The sequence below is a fragment of the Almyronema sp. genome (assembly GCF_052168255.1).
GTDB lineage: Bacteria > Cyanobacteriota > Cyanobacteriia > Phormidesmidales > Phormidesmidaceae > Sphaerothrix > Sphaerothrix epifaneia.
In genome coordinates this window covers 29,738-51,903 of the sequence record NZ_JBQLZL010000029.1, presented here as the reverse complement: position 1 = coordinate 51,903, position 22,166 = coordinate 29,738, and the positions used below count along the sequence as shown (strand labels likewise).

General features: G+C 47.8%; 18 protein-coding genes. 7 read left to right on the top strand and 11 right to left on the bottom strand.

What is annotated here, in order from left to right:
* Positions 1-210 precede the first annotated feature (210 nt).
* The 4 genes from ACTS3T_RS05285 to ACTS3T_RS05270 are packed head-to-tail and all read left to right on the top strand — an operon-like array spanning position 211 to position 7,175.
* A complete protein-coding gene (locus tag ACTS3T_RS05285) occupies positions 211-1,200 on the top strand; it encodes a 5'-methylthioadenosine/S-adenosylhomocysteine nucleosidase family protein (RefSeq protein WP_377963249.1) in 990 nt (329 codons plus the stop codon).
* 28 nt (positions 1,201-1,228) lie between these two features.
* Positions 1,229-3,202 (top strand): hypothetical protein, encoded by a 1,974-nt coding sequence (locus ACTS3T_RS05280; RefSeq protein WP_377963247.1) that lies wholly within the window; start codon positions 1,229-1,231, stop codon positions 3,200-3,202.
* A gap of 20 nt (positions 3,203-3,222) precedes the next feature.
* Entirely contained in the window at positions 3,223-6,603 is a 3,381-nt protein-coding gene (locus ACTS3T_RS05275; protein ID WP_377963245.1) for a hypothetical protein, read from the top strand.
* A gap of 14 nt (positions 6,604-6,617) precedes the next feature.
* On the top strand, positions 6,618-7,175 hold the full coding sequence (locus tag ACTS3T_RS05270) for a hypothetical protein (RefSeq protein WP_377963243.1): 558 nt from the start codon (positions 6,618-6,620) through the stop codon (positions 7,173-7,175).
* On the opposite strand, the gene ACTS3T_RS05265 is transcribed toward ACTS3T_RS05270, so the two are convergent.
* The 6 genes from ACTS3T_RS05265 to ACTS3T_RS05240 form a co-directional block, all read right to left on the bottom strand.
* Positions 7,172-8,518 carry a vWA domain-containing protein gene (locus tag ACTS3T_RS05265; protein ID WP_377963241.1) on the bottom strand — a complete coding sequence of 449 codons (1,347 nt, stop codon included), beginning with the start codon at positions 8,516-8,518 and terminating at the stop codon, positions 7,172-7,174. The two genes, ACTS3T_RS05270 and ACTS3T_RS05265, sit on opposite strands and share 4 nt — an antisense overlap.
* Positions 8,490-9,551, bottom strand: coding sequence for a hypothetical protein (locus ACTS3T_RS05260; protein ID WP_462934837.1), 1,062 nt, complete (start codon positions 9,549-9,551; stop codon positions 8,490-8,492). Before ACTS3T_RS05260 ends, ACTS3T_RS05265 begins: the two co-directional genes overlap by 29 nt.
* A gap of 15 nt (positions 9,552-9,566) precedes the next feature.
* Entirely contained in the window at positions 9,567-11,453 is a 1,887-nt protein-coding gene (locus ACTS3T_RS05255) for a hypothetical protein (RefSeq protein WP_377963237.1), read from the bottom strand.
* A 2-nt stretch (positions 11,454-11,455) separates the two neighbouring features.
* On the bottom strand, positions 11,456-12,346 hold the full coding sequence (locus tag ACTS3T_RS05250; RefSeq protein ID WP_377963235.1) for a TRAFAC clade GTPase domain-containing protein: 891 nt from the start codon (positions 12,344-12,346) through the stop codon (positions 11,456-11,458).
* The gene (locus ACTS3T_RS05245) at positions 12,330-13,100 is read right to left on the bottom strand and encodes a hypothetical protein (RefSeq protein WP_377963233.1); all 771 of its coding nucleotides are present in this window, start codon (positions 13,098-13,100) and stop codon (positions 12,330-12,332) included. Before ACTS3T_RS05245 ends, ACTS3T_RS05250 begins: the two co-directional genes overlap by 17 nt.
* 117 nt (positions 13,101-13,217) lie before the next feature.
* A complete protein-coding gene (locus ACTS3T_RS05240; protein ID WP_377963231.1) occupies positions 13,218-13,994 on the bottom strand; it encodes a hypothetical protein in 777 nt (258 codons plus the stop codon).
* Between the two features lie 230 nt (positions 13,995-14,224).
* Here ACTS3T_RS05240 and ACTS3T_RS05235 point away from each other — a divergent pair, with 230 nt between their 5' ends.
* Positions 14,225-15,067 (top strand): tetratricopeptide repeat protein, encoded by an 843-nt coding sequence (locus ACTS3T_RS05235; protein ID WP_377963229.1) that lies wholly within the window; start codon positions 14,225-14,227, stop codon positions 15,065-15,067.
* A 4-nt stretch (positions 15,068-15,071) separates the two neighbouring features.
* Here the strand turns inward: ACTS3T_RS05235 and ACTS3T_RS05230 are convergent, their stop codons facing one another.
* On the bottom strand, positions 15,072-15,515 hold the full coding sequence (locus ACTS3T_RS05230) for a hypothetical protein (protein ID WP_377963227.1): 444 nt from the start codon (positions 15,513-15,515) through the stop codon (positions 15,072-15,074).
* Between the two features lie 616 nt (positions 15,516-16,131).
* Between ACTS3T_RS05230 and ACTS3T_RS05225 the strand changes: the two genes are divergently transcribed.
* Both ACTS3T_RS05225 and ACTS3T_RS05220 read left to right on the top strand, forming a co-directional pair.
* On the top strand, positions 16,132-16,683 hold the full coding sequence (locus ACTS3T_RS05225) for a hypothetical protein (protein WP_377963225.1): 552 nt from the start codon (positions 16,132-16,134) through the stop codon (positions 16,681-16,683).
* Between the two features lie 8 nt (positions 16,684-16,691).
* Entirely contained in the window at positions 16,692-17,051 is a 360-nt protein-coding gene (locus ACTS3T_RS05220) for a hypothetical protein (RefSeq protein ID WP_377963223.1), read from the top strand.
* A gap of 13 nt (positions 17,052-17,064) precedes the next feature.
* Here ACTS3T_RS05220 and ACTS3T_RS05215 read toward each other — a convergent pair whose 3' ends face one another.
* The 4 genes from ACTS3T_RS05215 to ACTS3T_RS05200 are packed head-to-tail and all read right to left on the bottom strand — an operon-like array spanning position 17,065 to position 22,152.
* Positions 17,065-18,114 (bottom strand): hypothetical protein, encoded by a 1,050-nt coding sequence (locus ACTS3T_RS05215; protein ID WP_377963221.1) that lies wholly within the window; start codon positions 18,112-18,114, stop codon positions 17,065-17,067.
* A 17-nt stretch (positions 18,115-18,131) separates the two neighbouring features.
* Complete coding sequence (locus tag ACTS3T_RS05210; RefSeq protein WP_377963219.1) at positions 18,132-19,919, bottom strand: type IV secretory system conjugative DNA transfer family protein; 1,788 nt, start codon at positions 19,917-19,919, stop codon at positions 18,132-18,134.
* Positions 19,916-20,683 (bottom strand): hypothetical protein, encoded by a 768-nt coding sequence (locus tag ACTS3T_RS05205; protein WP_377963217.1) that lies wholly within the window; start codon positions 20,681-20,683, stop codon positions 19,916-19,918. Before ACTS3T_RS05205 ends, ACTS3T_RS05210 begins: the two co-directional genes overlap by 4 nt.
* Positions 20,680-22,152, bottom strand: coding sequence for a TrbI/VirB10 family protein (locus ACTS3T_RS05200; protein ID WP_377963215.1), 1,473 nt, complete (start codon positions 22,150-22,152; stop codon positions 20,680-20,682). Before ACTS3T_RS05200 ends, ACTS3T_RS05205 begins: the two co-directional genes overlap by 4 nt.
* Positions 22,153-22,166: the final 14 nt, after the last annotated feature.

Below are 22,166 nucleotides of genomic sequence, written 5' to 3'. Positions count from 1 at the left end.
ATTTATGCTCATCAAAAAACTGTGTTTAGACTCCGCGATGTCTGTAAACCCTGGAAAACTCGTTGATTGAGTCTGAAGTAATAGGCTTATCGACCAAAACCTTTCGGATTCTATGCACAGGCACAATCTAAAGAAATTCTCTGAGCTGTGGTCAGTTCAGAGTTGAATTGTCAAAATAGTGGAGATTTCAGTTAATCAGAGGATTGACCAATGCCCCGTGCAGTGATAGTGACTGCTTTATCTACTGAATACTTAGCTGTCCATGAGCACTTGACGGATCTTCGAGAAGAAACGCATCGCCAGGGGACTATCTACGAACGGGGAATATTTTCTGTTCAGGGTCGAAATTGGGAAATTGTGATCGCTGAGATTGGTGCAGGTAATATTGGCTCCGCGGTAGAAACGGAACGGGCGATCGCGCATTTTAGCCCAGAGGTCGTTCTGTTCGTAGGAGTGGCTGGAGGAGTAAAGGACGTGGCACTGGGGGATGTGGTTGCTTCGACTAAAGTATACGGCTATGAGTCGGGTAAAGCAGAACAAACATTTAGACCTAGACCTGAGGTAGTTTTATCTGCCCACAGTTTGGAGCAACGAGCAAGAGCGGAAGCAAAAAGAGGCGATTGGCTAAAACGCTTGCATCCTAGTCCAGCAACAATTCCACGGGTTTTCGTTGCACCCATTGCATCAGGTGAGAAGGTCGTTGCCTCCAAAGAATCAGACATTTTTAATTTCTTAAGATCTCATTATGGAGACGCGGTTGCTGTAGAGATGGATGGGTTCGGTTTATTAGAGGCTGCCCGTATCAATCATGCGGTTCCTGCGATCGTGATTCGTGGGATTTCGGATTTGATTGATGGAAAAAGCAAAGCTGACGTGGAAGGGTTTCAAGAAATCGCGGCTCGTCATGCGAGCGCATTTGCCTTTGAACTGTTAGCGAAACTGCCGAAAGGCAAAGAAGAGCAAAGAGTCTCACCTGCCCGCATGAAACAACCCAGAACGCAGCGGGAGCTAGAAAGGCTTACTGAATTAGAAAGACAGCGTACAGAGCTACTTCAGGAAATAGCTAAATTTGAAAACATGAGGAATCGAGCTAGTTCCTCAGCAACAGGAGACCTTGAAAACATCATCATATCTCGCAAAGAGAGCTTGGAAAAAGTAGATCAGGAAATTAGCAAAATCAGGAATGAGATTGGCGAGTAACTGAAATATTTGAGCAATGTAAACTATTATGCCAAACAGCGATTTCATCACACAAGAATTGGAGTGGAAACAAGAAAGGCTTACTGAATTAGAAAGACAACGCAAAAAGCAGAATAACGCAATAAATAAATTTGAAAACATGAGGAATCGAGCTAGTTCCTCAGCAACAGGAGACCTTGAAAACATAATAATAGCTCACAAAGAAAGCTTAAAAACAATATGCCAAGATATAAAAGAGGTCATTGAAGAGATTGAAACCTTTAAAGAAGAATCAAAGCAGAGCGTAACAAGTCAAACAGAAGAAACATCCGCTGATTTCATTGACGATGAAGAAATTAATAAGCCGAAAGCAGACATCATTCTCGGCGAGTATGGAAACACGAACAACGCTTATTGGTCAGACTTTCAGGAAGAGGAAAAAGGTAAAGAAGAACAATCTGGCTCTAATTCTTCTCAGTCAGATGATATTCCCAAGAAAGTGTTTGCGGATAAACTCATACGACTTCAAGATCCGATTAAGAAAACTATTTTTTATTTAGTGACTTTTTTCCCAAGATTGAGTAGAAATGACTTTAGACGTACATTTGCTTTCTTACTAAAGGATCAGTTCACTTACGTTGATATTCCCGTAGAGATCCCTGTGGAGGATCAACCCAAGACAACTAAGATTCGAAAAAGCCTTTATGAAGTGTGGCAAGAAGATAGCACTTATGATTTTGATAGGGTCATGGAAGAATGTCATCTTACATGGTCCTCTCTTGAGAATTCTATTAAAGGTTTGGATTTTGAACTACCTTACCTTAGAGACGATCTAAAATCTTATTTTGAAAATCGTGGGCTCGACTATTCAAGTGATCGGTTTGAAAGAGCAAGGCTATTGCTGCTTGACTTCTCTAATGAAGTGGTTAAGAGTGCAGTTGAAATTTCTATCGAGATGGCTGTTAGCTCAGATCATTCCTTTTACGGAGAGCAATGGTTGACCAATATTCTCAACTTATTTAGCTTATTCAATGATATTCCAAAGCTGCGAAAAATTGGCTTGGATATCAGCGCGACTGACATTGCAAGAATGTTATTTCCTGAGGACAAAAGGAAGCAGGAAGAGTTCAGATCATTTTCTGCTTTTATTGGAGAGATTAAGGAAGATTATCGAGGCCAATTTTTGATTTCGCGTGTCGCAATTCTGATTCAGAGGATGCTCGATTATCCTATTCTCAATCCTGAGATTGACGCTTTTCTGAACCGACAGATAGACGACCAGAATCAAGAAGCTCTTTTAGCTTTGGTAGCGCTGCTCCAATCCGTTCCTAAATTCGATTGGCTCTTCTGGATACGCAAGTTGCTGAATGAGCCAAGCCGTTTGATTGGCAATTATACTCGTCAAATTCTCTTCTCCAAACTGAGAGACAGCCAAAATGATATCTATGAGATTTTAAGAGAAATCAGAACCTGGGTTCCTGAAGAGCAAATGAGAGAAAAAGGTTATAACCAGGTTGAAGTTTTCGCTTTGTGCTTGATCTACAAATACTCACTGTATATTGCAAGCGAACTAGAACAGAGCGACTTCGGATGCTATCCACCAAAGTATCAGCTATTTGCAGATTTAGATCATGACCTTGCCGATGAGAATCTAAAGCTTTTGGTGGAGTGGGTTTTTCATCCTGGGCATCGCAACTGTGGTGTAAGACAACCGATGAGAGAGGCAAGCTTACTGATCGCTGACTGGTTCAGTATTCTATGTGGTTTCGATAGTGAGGAGTATAACCCCCAAAATCTTGCGTTAGCAAATCGATTGCTCACTCAAGTGATGGAAGCCACAACTTTAGAGCAGCAAAACGAACTGGTTCAGCAATGGAGTAGGCACGTGAAATATTTAGCAGACAAATCAAGTGAAGCTTACGCTAGCGATCAAAGGATACGCCAAGAAGAGCTGATTCAAAAGCGATACTCTATTGTTGATTTGATTGAACAGTTTGAAAATTTCAGAGTCAACGAATTCTAGAAGTTAAGAGGATAAGCATCATGAGCCAACTTCGTTCGATCGACAACATCATCTTAAAAGTCACCCGCTCTTATCAAGAAAGAGGAAGCGACGAAGTGGTCTTTAGAATCCATAAAGATCGAAGAGAAATTGTACAAAACAATCCTTTTTTTCCGCGAGATGATGAATATTACAGGATTTCGCTCTCTGGCGTTGCTCAGGGTAAATTACCGTATAGAATTTCTGAACTTTCTAGTGAAAGCTTTATCGATTTATTGATCGATTACGAAGTCCGTTGTCCTAATCTTGAAAATGCTAAGACTGTTGTTCTAACGTTACAAGGAGCTTTCCCACTGGAAACGCTAGAGCAAAACATCAAAATTTGGATTGACCAATTTGTAGCAGGATCAATCCAGCGCTACGTTAGTGACCTTGATGCTTGCTTTGCTGGTATTCGGAGTATTCAAGAAGATATAAGAAGAAAAGTTGGATCTGGATTTGGCTTGGATTTTAAGTCAAAAGTTACGATCGCAGGCATCTCTCAGTTTAATGCTTTTACAATTCAAGCAAGCGGATTAGACTGCTCAATTAAAGACTTCTCAAGCGGTAAACAGCGCAAAATTACGCTTGACTATCAGGCAACTTGCGCTCCGCACAACATAGAGAAAGCCGTACTAACGCTATACAACAGCGCTTCTGTAAAAGAAACCTTAAATGCGAAAGTCAAACAGTGGGTGAATGAATTTGCTCAAGATAAAACAGCGATTTACGTGATTGAAAACTTTGATCTTGAGGTTGGTAACTTAAAGCTTAAATTGCGCGAAAAAGCGAAAGCAGAAGTTGGATTAGATTTTGAAGCAAGACTTTCCTCTGACTTTCAAGAAAGGCATAACATTAACCCGGAAGCGCTCAAACCTTACAAAACAGGAGCAATTTCGATTCCCCTTCGACTTAAAGACTATGATCAAGAGCTAGAGTTACAGATCGAAGCGATTCTCGAAGTCGATCAGCGATACATAGAGCAAGCATTTAATCTGAGAGGGCGCGAATTTCTGCTGTTGAACTCGATCACGCCAGCAGTAGAAGCCTTCTTCCAGCAGATCAGTCTTCGCCAGTTTTGTATTGAACTTCAGTCTACGGTTCGCGCCCGACTGGAAGAAACGCTTAATAATCAAGTTCTTGCTCCTAAAGGTCGAAGGCTAGGCTATTTCTCTCTATATTCTCAATCGATCGATGAAATTCGCGATCGCTTCAACTTAACGCCCTTTCTAGAAATTCAACGTCATCTTGTGGAATGCTCGCTACAAGATTCAGTAGAACTGATCCAAGTTCGTAATTTTATCAGCTTAGAGTTATTTGATCTCAGTCGTTATCGTGCTGCTGTTGCAAGTCGATTGATTCCCTTAGACGCAAGTGGAAAACCTGACTTAGAACGGTGGGTAAAACAACGGTTAGAACGGGAGATTAAAGCGATTCTTCCAAACGAAAAGTTCTACAACTTACTGCGCGAATTTGAGCCTATTGTTTCCAGCAAACAGAGCGGAGTGAGCAATGCGATCATATCTGTAAAACAGCCTGATGCTGAAAGCAAGCGTTATTCACAGAAAATTTTCGATGCGCTCAAAGCAGCTGCGCAGGAAATCGGTTACGTTGTCACTCGTCTCATTTCAGAGCCAGAACTCAAAGTTAGAGAAAAATTTGCGCTACAAGAATTTGAGTTTTTACAATTGAGAGATTTTGAAATTCGATGTCCAGTCAAAGGCTTTAAGGAAATTCGAGTTAATAACACGCTATACCTGCAAATTGTAGACGTTTGGAAGTACAGTCTTGCAGTCAAAACCAAGCAGATTCCCCTAACTTATGCAGATGGAAAGCCAAACTTAAAGGAGTGGGCAAAATTTCAAATTGAGAGAATTGTTAGGAACCTACTGCTGGAAACAGAATATGTCAGTTTAATTCCTGAAAGTGGATTAGAAGCTTACTCAGCCGCAGTCCTGGAAAGAATTAGAAGTGCAGCCGATGAAATAGGTTATGAAGTCATCAACATTCTTTCAATTCCAGAAGTAGAAGAGTCTCAAAGACTCAGAGAAACTTTTACTGTTGAGACGGGAGAGAAGGAATACTCAACAAAAGATGCCTACTGTCCAGTAAAACTCAGAACGACAGTGGAGATGCGGATTGATAAGCCAGAGGAAATCGGGGAGCGCTTAAAGCGAATTTCTGAAACGCCTCTTAACGATCAAATTAGAAATAGAATTGATGCCGCGATCAGTCGAACCTTGCGTGATATGGAACCAGAACGGTTCTTCATGCGGTTTGATATCTTTAATTCTGAAGAAGGGGAAACAAAGTCGGTAGAGGCGCTCTTACGAGAAGCGATCGCAGAAGAACTCAAGGCTCATTTCAAGGCAGAAATCATTTCGATTTCACCAATCTTAATCGACACCGATCTTAAGAAACTGTTTGATGCCCTACAAGGGGCTGAAAATACTGATTTTGAATTTGAATTTGAACCCATCGGTGATGGTGAACAAGTAAGAATCTTTGGAGCGTTTCAAGTTCGCTCCGTGGCTGAGAACGATTGGAATAAGTTTCGAGCTAAATTCAGAGGTGCTCTCAACAAGCGAGAAGATTTATTGAAGCTGATTGAAGAATTAGAACAACGCAGAAAGGATTATGAGAAAGAAGTTGGCAGCAATCCTAAAAGAGAGGAGGATATCAGCAGGTTAAGAAAGCAGATTCAGGCTCTCCAGAATGAAGCTTGCGGCATTGATTTGATTCGCAGAAATATCGAGGCTGATTGCAGAAGCATTTTTCACAGACGATCGATCAATGAGTTTCGTTATGCGAGCAAGCTTGACTGGCTTCATGTTCAGAACGTTATGAATACCTGGTTGCAAGAAGATGCAGGTTCAACCAAAGACCTATACGGACTAATCGTGCAGGTGAGTCGAGTCGATGGAGATGTTACAGAAACAGAAGAAGGAAAGGCTGATAAGCAGCGTGAGATTGGTGGCATTCGCGAAGAGCTTGCTTTGATAGATGTTCAAATTAAGGAGCTAAACCAGCAGGTGCTTGATCGCACTAAAGAAATCACCTCGTCTCCTCGCGCAATGCGGGACATCAAGACACTGAAAGAGTACATTCAGGAACTAAAGGGGCAAAAGCGAGAGTTGACGCAAGAACTTGATTCAGCCAAGCAATCGAAGCAAGACCGTCAGATCAAGGGCGGTTCGATCCCTCTCCTGCGCGATATCCCAAGCCGCCGCATGCTTGCACCGGGAGATCAGGCAGTTAAGCAGCCTTCAGAGGCATCGCCCCACCCTCCTCAGTCCAATGCGGCTCCTCAGCCTACGTCTTCTCAGACTGAAGATCAACCCATTACGATCGATACCGATGCCAAGCCTATACAGGACGACTAGCTCATTCGCAATTTATGGATCAGATTATTAAAGTCATTTGCGCTGTACAGGACGATGCAACCAAGCCGCCGTTTGCAGAAGAGGCGCGAGGGGATGTTAGTATCGCTGAGTTTCAAGAAGCCTCTGCGCTTAGATTTGGATTGCGCGATTTAGCAATCTACAAGTTTGTACTGGAGCGGAACGGTTGCTACTTACGGATTTTAGATAACACTAAAACGTTTGAAAGTGAGCAGATTCAGAGTGGTGATCGCCTGATTTTTTGCCGTTTTGAACACCTGCCAGACTCCGTTTTCTTCCCTGGTGACTTAGTAATGTATACCCTCACGCTACTCATTCCAAATATCAGTCCTAACCCGCAGTACTTTATCTACTTGAACGAACCCTGCGAGAGAAATCCTGAGGCCGTTTATTTTGCGAATCCGATAACAAACGGTCGATTGAAATTCGATAACTTCCTGAAGGACAAATTACAGCAGCAGGTGTCGGTAGCAGCAATCGATCGACTGATTGAGGAGTGGTGCAAAGAGATTGAGCTAGGTCATCCAGCCACGACACTCAGGCTGAAACGTTAAGACCTCAGAGATCGTGCTGCTTCTGATTTCAACTTTTCGCTCCACTTGTAGAAAATAAACGAGATCGTGCCAATTCCAGCTAGGGAGACAAACAGAAACAGCAATCGATCGGGATATAGCGGGAGTTGATAAAAGACAAAATTAGGTAACCGAACCCTCGTTGGTTCTGAAGTTACATCAATTCCTCTTGGCTCTGAAATGACTTGAACCTTAACCTCGTAGAGATCTGCTGCATCTGCTGTTGGCTCAACATACTGCAATTCGTACGCTTGTAGTGTCTTAAAAAACGTCGCTAAACTTACCGCTGCATCATCGGCATTCTCAGGAAACTGACTAATTCCCCCGGTTACCTCAGCAATTTGGCGCAGGCGAGGTTCATCTACAATCCAGGGCTCGACTGTATCCCCATTGGCAACTTTGCAAAATCTCAGCAAATCGCTGATCAGGCTGTCTCCCTCTCGAACGAGTTGACTACAGTCGACGCGCCCCCGCAGCTTCTCTAGCGATTCTCCATAGCCTAATGTATGAACAGTTACCCCTGAACCCGTCAGGACTTTTTGCAGCGTGTCGAATCGTCTAGGTTCACTCGTGGCATCATTCGGCTTGCGACTCGCCGTATCAAAGCCATCTGAAAGCAAAATCACAGAGCGTCGAGCCAATTGCCCCGATTCATCCTCAAAGCGATCCGGTTTTCCCAAATACCGCACCACAGCTTCGAGTGGATCATATAAGTTTGTGGCAGCACAAGGTTGAGCCGCCGCCAATTGATCCACCAGTGTATCCAGAACCCTGTCCTGAATCGGAAGCAGCTGTTTTTCAATTTCGCCCGGATCGACTTTATAGTTGCACTCCGATCGCTGCGAGTTTTCGCCGAAGGGAATGACTGCAATGTTGAGATTGAGACGACTATCACGGGCTAATTTGATAAATCCTCGAATCGCCGCGATCGCCCCTTCTAATTTCCGCACGTTATTGGTGTCTAGCTCCTGCATACTGCCGCTCATGTCCACTAGGATGATCACATAAGAAGCTTCGTCACCCGATTGACGAGCAGGTGGAATCAATCTCAAGCTACCCGCCGGAATCGAATTGAATTGAACCAATGAGTCTTGTCCCGCTTGATCTGACAGCTTGGAGGTTACAACCCTAAAGTTCTCAACCTTCAAGCCGTCGATTGGGATATTGTTTGCATCTAATGCCTTGACTGATAGCGTGACCCGTCCTCCTTGTGGCTGTCCCGGCGTCACCTCAATTTTGGGAGCCGCTAGTCCAGGAGAAGCCCAAAGTCCACCTAGAATTGATGCTAAGAGGGCGCTAAGCTTGAGGATCGAGCAAGCGGTCATAGAAGATAAACCGATAGAATTCCGCAGGATTTGTTTCATGATAGAAGGATAGGATCTGATTGTGTCTCAGCATTACAATGTCTCCCACTCGCATTTGCTGTTGTTGAATTCTGACTGCTTTAGTAAACTCACACCTTAGTTTGACGCCGCTCTGTTCACGCCATAGAGAAGCGCAAGTTGGCGCAACGTCTGGAATGAAGATATCCGCATCGGAGCGTGAACCAACGATGATCGGATGATTCTTGCTAACGATAGCAGGCAGCTTAATCGAGAGACCTTCTTCAATGCGGACTAAGTTATCCCGGTTGTCCACTAAGGGCACAAAGTTGAAGACACTAGACGAAAATTTCTTATGGCTCAACTGAGGCACCAGATCGCTCTCAAAATCGATCTTCTCAAACCCCTGTCCCGCCCGCAAAGCAACTTGATAGCTGGGACGAGATGTAAAACTCAGCACGCAGCCGAGAAGCAACCCTAGCCCTATGAATCCAAACGGTTCTTGATAAATCCCTAGGTACTGGCGCAGGCTTTCATAGAGTGTCGCTGCTACCAACCCTGCAACAGATCCCAAAATCACGCTTTGAATGATTCGATTTCGAGCACTCTTGCCGGACCCTTCAACACTGCGAAAGCTCCAACTCAAGCTTTCTGCTAAGCCTGTAAACAGCCCGATTGACCCCCAAGATAGGAGCCTGACCTGAATGCTCGATCCGCTGCTGCTGAGCAGTTGCCAGTTGAGTAGACCCAGGATGGTACCCGAAATCAGTCCCGTTAGGGTGACCAGCGGCAGGTAGTTGCGGCGCAGAGTTTTCCAGTTTGCCTTGTAGCGCGTCGGGTTGCTGAGAAAAAACTCGGTTACGACCATCGCGATCGCAAGACAGGGGGTAACTATCGTCAAAATTAGAAAGGAAGGAATCGATTCCACTCCGATTGCCGTGGGCAGATCAATCCAGAGAAATTGACCTAAGCTCCAACCCAAGAGTGCCGCAAAAATCCCAGCAGAACTGTAAAGTAATAGTCTTGCAAAACTCATAGGACAAACCGGCTTCTACCACAATATGAAAAAAGCAATGACTTTTAAGATAATTAGAAAGAAGATGATTATGTAAATGGGTAACGGATCGGCTGTATTGGCTCGAAAGGCACGCCATGAGAAGATTAACCCCAAAGCTGAGAAGATTAATCCCAAAGCTAGAAGTCCCCTGGCAAAGATTAAAAAAGTACTATCGTAGTAAAAGAGGGACAGACTCAATACAATACAAACAAAATCGCAAACAATGAAAAAAGATATCAATCCATTATCTCGATATCGCACTGCTCCATGAGAATGCCTGACAGAAACTTGCCTGATCGATCGCCTATCGCTCTGTACTGTCGGTTTTGCTAGCAAATATTGAGGCGTTAATAGCTGCGAAAGCCATTGAGGGGAATATTTATCAACTTTGCCACTATTCAAATAGCTAAACACCGTGCTCAGTACAATAGCGTTCTTTTTCTTAAAGAACTTAGCTAGAATTTCAAATTTTTTATGACTCGTAAATCTTGCTCCATTTTTGTGCTTGCTTTTACTCTTCTGGATCAACCGTGAAACCTCATCATAAAACGGATCTATGATCGTGCTTGCGACCTTATTTTCAGCTTGACTAGCATCAGATTGAGGTGAACTAAGCAAGAATTGCTTTAGAAAGCTAGCATATTCCCGAAAGTGATCTTCCCAGCAATCACCTAACACCTCTAGCAAATCACTCCGCTTCTCGACTTGTTTTTTGTCAGTTTCCAAACACAGCTTCAGAAGAAAATTTGAGATGCATTGGTGCAGGGTTCGGCGAAGATTTTGGTAAGCCTCTGGGTATCTCCCCCTTTCATAATAGACGGCTGTAATAAGCTGCTGCTGAAGGACGAATCCTGCGCGGACTTCATCGTTGTCTAAATCATTTAAAGCAAGCAGTTTTATCAGCCAATCCTCAATCTTATCTGCAACCAGTAGAGCAATTAAAGCGCTATAAATCCACGAATTACTGTAAAGTTTATTGTCTATTCTAATTGGGTAAGGATTCGATAAATACTGAAAGATTTCATCAAGCTTTCGCGTTTGCTTAAGATCCAAGCCGTTAGAAAATCTACTTTCAATATCCTTTAAACTAATCTCAAGTGGGGCGGTTTGATAAGGATTTTCCCGTTCTACAGGTGGATTTTGACTAGCGCTATAAGTTGCAATTTCTGTTCTAGGAACAGCAGGCTTTTCTTGCCCCGTTGCAGCATAGATGCTGAGAAAGAATTCAGGGTTTTCCAATCTACGGACATTCCACGCCCAAGTGATTGGTCTCTGCGTCTGCATCGCCAGCGAGTAAGCTAGAAAGTGGCACTGGATGTAATCTGGATAGAGCGGATTAGCGACTTTTATTTGAGGAATCAACCTATCCGTCTCTAGCCTGTCAATCTCTGGCTCAAATTCTGTTGTAAATCTCACTCTGGTGATTGGATCGTTGGTTAAAGCGACTTCTGGCACGTCTTGAGACAGTGCTTGTGCCATCTCAAACTGCGGCGGATGCGCTGCTTGGGCATGCCACCAGAACAACAACGTGCCTACCCCATCTAATTCTTGGTCGTCCTCTTGCCGTTCTAGCCAGAAATACCGATAGCCGATCGTTGGTCTATCACCATCATCGATCTGTCCATTGGCAATCGCTAAGAGTGAGTAACTTCCTAGTTCACAGCCAATAAGGGCAACCTTGCCTTCCAGGGGAGGATAGCTATCATTCAGTGCAAAACTGCCAGACGTAACCGCTTTTCTGAGCACGGCTGGAATGCTGTGATTGGAGCGATTGATCTTCTCAGGGGCATACCCACCTGATACCCATCTGCCATAGACATCCGAATAGCGAACGTTGTCAAACGCTCTAGAGAATTCGTAAATTTCAACGGGATTGCTCATCTCTATACCTCCCTGAGTTTCGGATGGTCACTTCCCGTTTGCAACCAATACAACGGAGCTGCTAAACCCGTCGGCCGCCAAAATTCAGGACTGGCAATCATCGCGCGCGTAACTCCCTGCGACCGACTCAGAATTTGAACGTTAGGCTCAGGCGGATTACGGCTCTTAAATCCAAAAGCGGAGCAGAAAAAGCTATTGGTCGTACACCCCCAGTCCTTTGTCCAAGCGGAGATCACCGCAGTCGTCTCATCGAACTTCAGCGTTTGAAACCGTCGAATATCCTTGCGGTGAACCCAAATCTCGTTCTGCTCACACTTGGAGAAGACGGTCGAAATGCGATAAGTGCTCAGGTCGGTTCCCTGCGACTTCAATCTGGGCTTAAGTTCGCGCTGCAAGATCTCGAACGCGCTGGCGTATTCCGCATCCGCTTGAGAGGCAGTCGCATCGACGAGCAATATCAAGCCAGAGGCGAAAGAGCAATCCTCAATATAATCTTGAATCTCTGGCGCAGTTCGGTTTGTTACGAGATGCTGAAGTAATTCACCTGCGTATTCTCGACAAGTCACTCGGATCGGCGTTGCATTCCGAGAGCGCGGACTCCAGAGACTTGGCTTCAGCGTCATCTCGAACGAATATAGCGGTTGCTTAGAGAAATCGGTGGGGGCGAAATCACTTCCGGTTTCTAAGATATCCTTTGCCATTTCAGCCAGTGCGGCAGTCGCTTCATCCCTAGGTACGATCAATTGAATCGGTCCGTTTGGATCTACGTTCGGAAAGCGAGCCAATGCTGCGAGAAAGGTCGTTTTGCCCGCGCGGCGCGGACCCACGATGCGAATCTCTCGACTGGTTTGGGGAGGCAACGGGCGATTTAGCTGCCTAAAGAGATTCATCATAGAGGGTCTTTCCCGTAGAGAGCCAATAGATAGGCGAAAACAAGCCGTAGGGACGCCAAACCTGCTTCTGTTGAAGGTAGGCTTTCGCCTCCGGATTATCGCTATCAAACTTTCGATTGGGGCGTGGATCATAGCGATCGTCCAGCACCCCAAAGGAAGAACACGCGAAAAATTTGAGCCTTCCCGACAATCGGCGTTGGAGTTGCTTGAGTAGGGCGTACGTTTTTGGCAATCTGACTTTGAATAAATCTTCTTCTGGATCGAGACGACAGGGCCAGAGTTCACCTCGCTCACACTTAGTCAGAACGATGGCGACTCGTAGGGAAGCCTTTAGGCTCGGTTTTTTGTCGCAAGCTGCAGCAATGTGTTTGAGAATTTCCTCGAATGCAGGTTCATAGAGGGATGCATCGCGCTCCGGTTCCCAATCGGTCAACAAAATCATCCAGGCGGTCGTCTTACACCATTCCTTAACATAGGGTCTCAGTCCACCCAGTCCAAAGGCAGCACGATGGTCGGAGGCAGCAATATCAATGACTTCGCCCGCGTAGTCTCGCACCGTGACTTCTAAAGGCATTTGGTTGAGGCGGATGCGTTTAGGCAAGTCAATCTGAAAAGTGTAAAATGGCTCATTACCTTCCTTTAAATCTGTTCCTGCGAGAACTGCCCCAGTTTCGATAATTTCGGCTGCCCGTGTCGCCAGCTTGGGAGCATTTTCTCCCAATGGCGTCACCCGCAGCCCCGGGTACTGTTGCATTAATGTCTCTGGCAGTCTCAACAGCGTTGCTAGATACGTGGTTTTTCCAGATTTCTTAGGACCAATAATACTAATCTCTGCCATCTGTAGACGATGCTCCTCAGCCTGTGAATCGGTCTAAAGGTAAAGTCCAATGTAAAGCCAGGGTAACGCGAGTAATTCTCGATGCACGATGGATGTGATGAAAAAATTGGTATTTGTTCCAGCGTCGGTCTGACTGTACGCCTTCACGCGCTGTCGCATACTTCTCAAAAAGCTTTTTGAGAACTCGTGATATCGCCGCCAAAAGTCTGTACTGATTTGTCCAGGCACGTAGGCCCAATCGCTAGAGACTCGATCAAGGTCGCAGAACAGATCTGCTTTATGAATACAGATAAGAATTCGACTTGCCCTAGAGCAATGCAAATTGAGAAAATCAAACCAGGCATATAGACGCTTGTGCCACTGTTCTTCGTTTGGAAGCACTTTCTCAGGTCTCAAAGCTTCGGTAGTATTCTCTAGGGATGCCGTTGTAACCATGCCTCGATGGGGCGGTATCAGTAGGATGACATATTTGCTTTTCTCAATTCTCGTCTGAATTTCCCGCCAGTCTTCTCCACCATTTTCTCGTCGGCTACTATGCTCCTGAAAGAACTCGCCAGGTAGATCAATCCAAACCAGATTGACTTGCTTTAGCGCTCCTGTAGGGCGCAGCACCTGTATCGTTAGCTCCTTCTCTGACTTGTTCGCCGTCCCTGCCCCCTTGCCAGTTTCTGGGCGCAAGTCTGCTAGCAAGGACTTAGGTTCGGGAGACACTATCTTTACTTTGCTATCTTTTTCTAGACTGTATTCTGCTAAAGCTGCAACAATACTGGTTTTACCAACTTCGCGATCGCCAAGCAGCACAACACTCATAGATTTAGAAATTTTAGATTTCAGCGTAGCATATGTGATTAGACATAACTATCGGGGAACATGTCAGGTTTACATTCGAGTATTTATACTCATGCTCCAAAAGGAAGATTTTACAAGCTTTCAGAGCACTGTGGATCAGAAGGGAAATTTCTGCACCTGCAAAGGTTACATGCACCCTAACTATCATCGCATAATGATTTAAGTAGAGCAAAGTTAAAACACCCAGACTTATGGCAAATAATAAATCAGGATGTGTTGGCTGTTTGGTTTGGCTGGTGATTCTTGGTGTCATTATATCGTTTGGCCAGCAGTTGTTTAAGAAAGGTCCATCCCCATCCACTAGTCAACCGCAAGCTGAAGTGAGTGATCCTGAATTTGATCGATTAATGAAGGAGGGTTATTTATTATCAGAGCAAGGAGATTGTAAAGAAGCTTTAGATTTCTTTCAAAAAGCACTGGAACGACAGCAAAATAACTCCTTTGCTCTTAAAGCAAGTGAGAACATGAAAGCCTGTGTTGCAGAGCAACTTTACCAAGATTTGATGAAGGAAGGTTATCAGCAATTTGAGCAGGAGAAATACGCAGATGCTTTTGCCGCTTTCTCGAAGGCTTTAGAACAACGTCCGAAGAGTAGCCCAGCATTAGAAGCTATTAAAGTAATACGCTACGAGAAACCGATGGCATTTGGGCTGCAGCTTCTCAAAGACGAAGATTATGAGCCTGCACTCGTTGTATTTGAAACAATTTTAAAAAACTATCCTGATGATGCCAAAGCCAAGGAAGCAGTCCAGTCTACACTCAGTAAAATTGCTGTGAGACGCTTTCAGCAGGAAGCATTTGCTCCAGAAGTTGTGCCAAGAGCAGAGGGAAGAAGTAATTCATATTCAATTTCGATATTTCTTCAAACTCAATTGACGCAAGAAGGAGCCAACGACAAAGCATTAATTATTGCAGAAAGATTGTGGAGAGAACATCCCAGCGATCAACAGGCAAAACAAGCGACCTTAGACTTATCAAGAAATGTGGCTGAAAAGTATATCCACCGCCTAAAGGTTCAAAACATAAACAAATAATGAGTCAAGGGCAAAGCGCCCGCACTTCTTGCAACAACACTTCGTTATGACTAGTGGACTTATCTAAAGCCTGCACTGCACTGGTAATTGCTTGTGAATTGGGATCATCAATCGCAGCAACAATCCCACGTAGGGCTTGACCAATATCTCTGTATGATTTTACAAAACTATTCTGGTAAACCTGTATCTTTTCGTTATTAACCTCTAAGCTTTCAAGTTCTGTTGCAAGTTGATCAAGTCCTTTAGCAATATTCATCAATTCTTCACGATTCCCTGTCTTAGCAGTATCAGTAACTAATGCAGCTTTACGATTAATCTCAAGAATCTCTTTACATTGATTAAGCTGATTGCCACTACAACTCGCTACAAATAAAACGATTGCCGCAACTGCTCCACTCAGAGAACTGCTATGAAGCTTGAACACACTAGATTTTAATGAACTTGCCATAGAGATTTCAATTAAGATATGGGGGCTTTTTGCATAACCCCCGAAAGGATATATTCCAAACTGAGACTTTTAATTCTCAAGTCAGTCAAGTCTAAGGTTATTTCTGTTAAGTCCTTCTATCCTCATGTATTCAGCTAAGCATTATTGGATCCTGAACCAATCTAAATCTCAGTGTAAGTCTCATGATTGCTCAATGGACTGGGTTGGACTTTGCCTAAAATAGCCTCCGACGCTAGGGCTCAAACTTGAGGGTTTGCGAGTCTATGCCCTTCCATCACTGAAAAAATGTCTGTAAATCATCTTTACAAGTTGCTTCAGAGTATCAAAAAGCTCAGAGTAGTTGCTAAAATCACGATCATTCTTCTATGAGTCTCACATGTATCGGTGTGGACTATAACCTTTTCGAGGGGTTATGCAAATAACCCCATATTTAATGGGGAGGGATGTCAGTACCATAGCATGGGGCACGGGTGAATCCTTGGAGTCGCCCGAATACCCTCTATTTTGCCCACTGAATTTAGATTTGCCCAGACTCTAGAGAATTTTTTTGACTTCGTCGGAGAAACTGAGCATTCAGCCAAAATAAGTGGCAGTTGTGGGCTGAATGAGATTGGCTATGGGTGATAAGGATTCTTCGTTGGATGTGTTGCTAGCCGAGTATAACTGCCTGAAGTCGGAGCAAGCGCAGCGAATCGGCTTCAGAGATAACCTACTGTATGCGACTCTAGGGGTATTTGGGGCAATCGTTTCCTTTGCCGTGTCCGATCCCGCCCACTACTATGCCCTTTTGGTGATTCCCTGGGTATGCCTCATTTTAGGGTGGACCTATGTCGTTAATGACGAGAAGATTTCGTCCATTGGCAGGTACATCCGCTACAAACTAGTTGATAAAGTCAAAGCCCACACAGGTCATGAAGACATTGAAACTCTCTTTGGCTGGGAGCTTGCACACCGTAGCGACCAGCACCGAAGACGTCGCAAGATTCAGCAACTGATAGTGGACGAGATTACCTTTGTTGTTTCTGGAATAATTGCCCTATCAGCGTTTTGGTACTTGGTGACTCATCCCCCTTTTGCAGTTGCTCTTCTCTCATGGCTAGAACTGCTGCTGCTGCTTGTACTCGGAGTTGAGACTTTTATTTACGCCGACCTAGCAAAGGGGCGTTGACCTTGGCGATGAATTGGGAAATCCTCAAACGGCGATACTTCGAGGCTGATCAAAGTTTCCAGCTAGACAACCTGATGCTGAATTTAGTGCGTCTTCAACTACTGGCAGACGATGGTGCTCAAGGAGCTGTCGCCCAATACTTCGTTACCGAGAGCCAGTTTTTTATCGAGTGGACTGTTCCTAACTTTGATTTGGAGGCAGATATAGCCTTTGCAGCTGAATTGGTAGACCTGCAACGATTACTCAGCCAATGGAAGTTAGGGTGGTCAGAACTCTGGTCCGATGAGCGACAACGGTTCGAGATAGCGGCGCAAGCGCGACATTGGTGTAGTGTCATTAGCAGTCGGAAGGAGTCTCTAAGTGACTGACTCGACTGAATCTCTATTCTATTTCTGGGCCGGTAGGTCTCAAGACCCGCATCCTAGGCACTTCCGATACTATGGAAGCCCCTTGATTCAGATGCCTTCCCAAAAGCTCTCTTGCGGCGTCAAACTGCTGAAAATCCTGCGTTTCCAGCCGTGAAATCGCCTTCTCCCCATCTACCGCCAACACCTCCCCGCGCCCATCCTTCGCTTCTACCGAGAGCTGATTCCCCACCATCTTCAGCCGATAATGCTGGCCCTCAAACTCCTGCAACCCCGTCAACGCAAAGAACTGCTGCACCGTTTTGACCGCAGCTTGCTCCTCCGGCGATAACTCCGCTGCCACCTCATCTGCTGGTTCTGTCCGTTCTTCGCGGTTCTCCGCCGCCTGAGCCAATCCTTCAAGCTGAGCACCTAATCTGGGGTCATACTCCACCTGCCCATCCGGCAGCACCTCCACTACCAGCACTGGAGGTTCCACTAGCAGCTCAGGATGGGGAATTGACGATTCCCCCAACTCCTGACCCATGATCCGCTCCGCTTCCCCATAGGGAATCCGCTCCGGATGGGGAGCCAGCTGCTTAAGGGGCTCATAGTGAAAGCAAGGTACCCCGTCGATTTCGACATCGACAATCTCGCCGTCAATTACCTCTACTTCACCGGGCAAAGCTGGGGGCTCCATCACCTGCCGCAGATAAGCCACCTGCTCTGGCGGCAACTGTAGCAACTGCTCCCGCAGGTCACCCTCCAGGGCTCCCGCCACGATCGCCTCACCAATCTGAATCCGCACTGGCGTGGCTGCCAACTGATACGGTGGCACCGGCTTCAGCAATTTTGGGTCATTGCCCGTCAGCAAGGGCGGCTCATCGCAGCGCTCTGTCTCAGCAACCTCAAGCGGATAGCTTTCCAGTTCTGCCTTGAGCTGCAGCGGTTCCTGCTGGGCTTCTTTCTCTTCTGCTAACAACTGCTGGAGTCGCACTTTGGCCAGCATCTGAGCGATCGCATCCAAAATCGAATTAATGTCGTGCTGCACTTTCTCAGCACTGTGGGGAGAGCCGCCGAAGGTCATGGGTCACCTCGCAAGGGTCAAAACACATCCTGAAACTGCTTGAGAATCGCCGGGTCTTTGAGATTGGGCGCACTGGGCGTTGATTGTTTAGGGAGGGGGAAGAGCTGTTCGGCGATTGCCATGCGGGAAGCCAACTGCTCGCGGGTATGCGCCTCCGAGTTGAACGACTGATGAGACGCCGCAATCAGCCGCTCTCTTACCTTGGGCCAGCGCTCTTTGCTCCAGGCTTCCTGGGCCAGATCCGCCTTGGGCACCTTCACCTTCAAAATCAAAGGAATCGAGCCCTCATCCTTGCGGCTGTAGGCCGGGTTGATCAGCACACACTTGCCCGTCGTCAGCTTATTGAACTGGGCCGGTTCCACAATCGCCCGCTTCTGGGTATGGCCTGCCGTGCTGGTGCTGCCGCCCCCTTTGCCCGTGCTCTTGGTTTTGGATTTGATTTCCACCTCCTCTTCCCCCAGGTAGTCACTGAAGAGGCGAGCGCTGTCCGGGTCCTGGGGATTGAACAGGGCTTTCGTGGCACAGCCGCCCAGAATCGAGCGGCTCACCTCTCGGGAGTAGGCTTTCTCCAGCTGGGTCAGGTTTTGAAAGCCGACAATCGTCACCAGACCATCGGAGCGGTTTTCGTTCAGCCACTGGGTCAGGTAGGGCAGATACAGCGTCGGCAACTCATCGAGGGCCAGCACCAGCGGATCGCTGCGCTTACGGGTGACGTTGCGGGTGACAATCAGGTGCAACAGGGTGGCGACCAGCGGAGTAACTGCTTCCCGTCGCTGGCGATCCAGTCCCAGAATCAGCAGCTGTTTGCCTTCTAGATCCAGGGGTAGCGTGGTCTGACCACAGAAGGCACTCACCAACTCCTGACTGAGGAAGCGGCTGAAGACCTTACTCGCCATGCCGATGACTCCAGCCACGGTCTTCTCAGACCCTGCTAGCTGTAATAGCTGGGAAAAGGCCAGATATACCCAGTTGCTCATCTGCCAGTCGGCTCCGGCATCTCCTCGTTCTTTGGCATGGCGAATGCGACTCGGCAAATCCGTCAGGCTCAAGATCGCGGAGGCCATCATCAAATCCGGTTCCGGCATCCCCTTCGCCAGCATCAGAATGGCCTGGGTGAGCTGGTCTCCGGCATCGGCAAAGAACTTGTCTTCCGAGGCATTGGCGGAGAGGGCAAAGTTGCGGTTCATCACCGTGGCAATCTGCCGCGCCATTAGCGCGTCGTCAGCATCCCGCAGAAAGTCCAGGGGATTGCAGACCTCGCTTTCGGGGTAACCAGGGGCAAAGATGCTGACCGAGTAGCCCCGTTTGGCGGCGTAGGCGGCCAGGACTTCCGTCTGGTCGGGGTATTTGAAATCGTACACAATCGCAGGTGTGCCCTGATCCAGCGCTGAACGGATAGTGGGGTTGATCATTGAGAAGGTCTTCCCCGAACCGGGAGCACCACAGACGGCAATGCCCCGCTGGGCATCGGGCAGCCAGAGACTGCGACCGCTGTTGATCTGGCCTTTGGCGTTCCGAATGGCGCTGCCGACGTATAGGGTGACGGCATTATGGCGGTGTTCTTGCAGTTGCTGCATCGCCTTCTTGCGGGCGGCGCGTTTCTCCCCGCTTCCGGCCAGGTAGCCTCGGGCCAGTTGGCCTTTCTTCTGGTTTTTGCCGACGAAGGACATCACCATCATGGCGGCGATTGCTCCCACAAGCACCAGTCCGTTCTGGCCCTGGAGGGAATGGAAGATGTTGCTGCCCGTGCTGGTGATGCCGTCGGGAACGGGAGTCACGCCGATGTAGGCTTTGGGAGCGCTCATGGATTGGCGACCTCCAGCGGTACAGGTGGAGAGGTCTCGATAGGTTGAGCGATCGCAGGTAATCCCATCTCCGCCAGTCGCGACACTACAGCCAGAGAAATCCCTGCCGCGTCGGCAGCCGCTTGGGGCGTTGCGCCATTGCGGACACGGGCCAGGAAGTCTTGGATTTTGGGGATAACGGGACTATCAGAAGGAATGAGTTGGGATGCGATCACACTCCGCAGCCCCCGCTGAATATCCAGGAGACCAGCCGACCGACCACTGATGGTAACGATTGTTGAGGACTGAGCAGATACATTAGGAGCGATCGCCACCGTCGCATACTGTGGATCGCCCGAGCCATAGTTCACCTGAAACTGATAGACCTTACGCCCTGCGGTGGAATCGGTCACTACCGTCAGCAAGGTAAAGACAGTTTCCGGCAGGTTCTCAAAGTGAATCCCCGTCACTCGTCTGAGGTGGATGACGCTGGCTCCGGCCCCATCACAATTCCCGGAATTTCCCTGACCACAGAGGTTGCCGTCGAAATCCAGGGTGAGCCGACTGGGGTCATCGAGCCAGACTCGCTGAATCACTTCCCCGGTGCGGGTAAAGTCCAGATTGGTGCCAGAACCGGGCCAGACAGAAATTTGAGCCCCGTCACCTGTGAGTCCCTGCGCTTGGGCTTCGGAGATTTGGCGGACGATGGGGGCCGCGAAAGTGGGTGTTGCGATCGCCAGCAGCGAAGCGGCTACCAATGGCAACACCAAAGCAATCCGTTTCATAGCGCCACCTCAAAGGAGGCTCCGGTGAATACCTGCACCGGCTGATCGGCAGGGATGTACCAAACATTGGGACGACTAAGGATGTCTTCGATTTCTTGTTGCTGGCGATCGGACACCTGATCATGCAGCGCATCAAAGCCCCCTTCCAGCACCGCTCCCAAAATATTCGGCGGTGGATTGGTCGTAGTCGAGGAACTGTAGAAAACAGACCCCGTGGAGGTTTGGCTGGTGGGACGGTTGAGGATTTCACCGACTTTGCCCAGCGCCCCCATCAGGGCCACGCTGGCATCCAGGCTCTGGATGCGCCCGGCATCGTGGTTGTATTCCTCCGCCATCAGCGGATTGCCCTGCTCACCCTGAACCAGCACCGCCCCAACAGGAACAGAGACCACCTGGTTGCCAGTAGCAGTAGGAATCATCACGGCAATGACCGAGAGTTCTACCAGACCGCTTCCAGAAATGGTGTCTACCTGAGTCACCATCTGGGTACCGGCAGGTAAGGCAGCGGTGCCATCGGCAGCTAGAATCGGCTCGGTGAGCTGAAGACCAAAGCGCTGAGGCTGCTGAGTGTTGTCCAAATCCTGCGCCCAGATGACCGGGGTGCTGAGGGTGGCAGCGGCTTTCGCTCCCGCCAGAATGCTGACCACATGGCTGGGTGTTCCGGAGAGAATCGCGGCGGCATCGGCTTCATAACGAGTCTGGTCAGGATCTGCCGATTTAACAGCGGCATCTGTCGTTACCGGAATTTCCGCTGATGCGACAGGCGTTGCGGTGTTGGGTTTTGCCGGGTCGTAGCTGACCTGACCGTAGCTGCCCAATGCGGCGGCGGTCTGCCATTGCTCAACTGGATCGGCTTTGATTGTGGGAGCAGCCGCGATCGCCGATACAGGAGCAGAGCGCACTGGAGCCGAATAGGCATGGGGCGGAGCGTAACTGACCGGAGCCGGATGGCTGACGGGGGGCGGGGATGTCGCCACCGCCGTGGCGGGAATTGGCGTAGTCGTTATTGTCGGTGAAGTCGGCTCAGGCTGGGCTTTCTCTGCCTTTAACGCTTCCGCCTGACTCCCCAGGGCTTCAACGGTCTTGAGTCGGCCAATTTCACTGGGGTCGGCATCAGCTTGCGTCGTTGGATCAAGGGGCGCTTCCACCGCTGGAGCGGTTTCATCGGCAACGAGAGTGTTGCTGGGGGCATGAACGCTGTGGAGAAAGAGGGCAACGAGACCGATCGCGATCGCGAGTCCTGAACCCACAAAAGCGGCTTTCGCCCAGGGATTACTCCACAGTTGCGGCTGTGTCGTGGGGTCGGTCTCGGGTTCAAAATCTTCTGGGTCGAGTAAGGCAGAGCCGTTGGTGCTGGGGGCTGCTGGCGTAACTGGGTCTTCGCTGTAACCCGTGAGGGCTGCCAGATGACTGAGTTCATCGGTTTCCGGCAGCGGCGTTTCAGTCTCGGATGAGGGGATGGATAACATGGCAAACGTCCTTG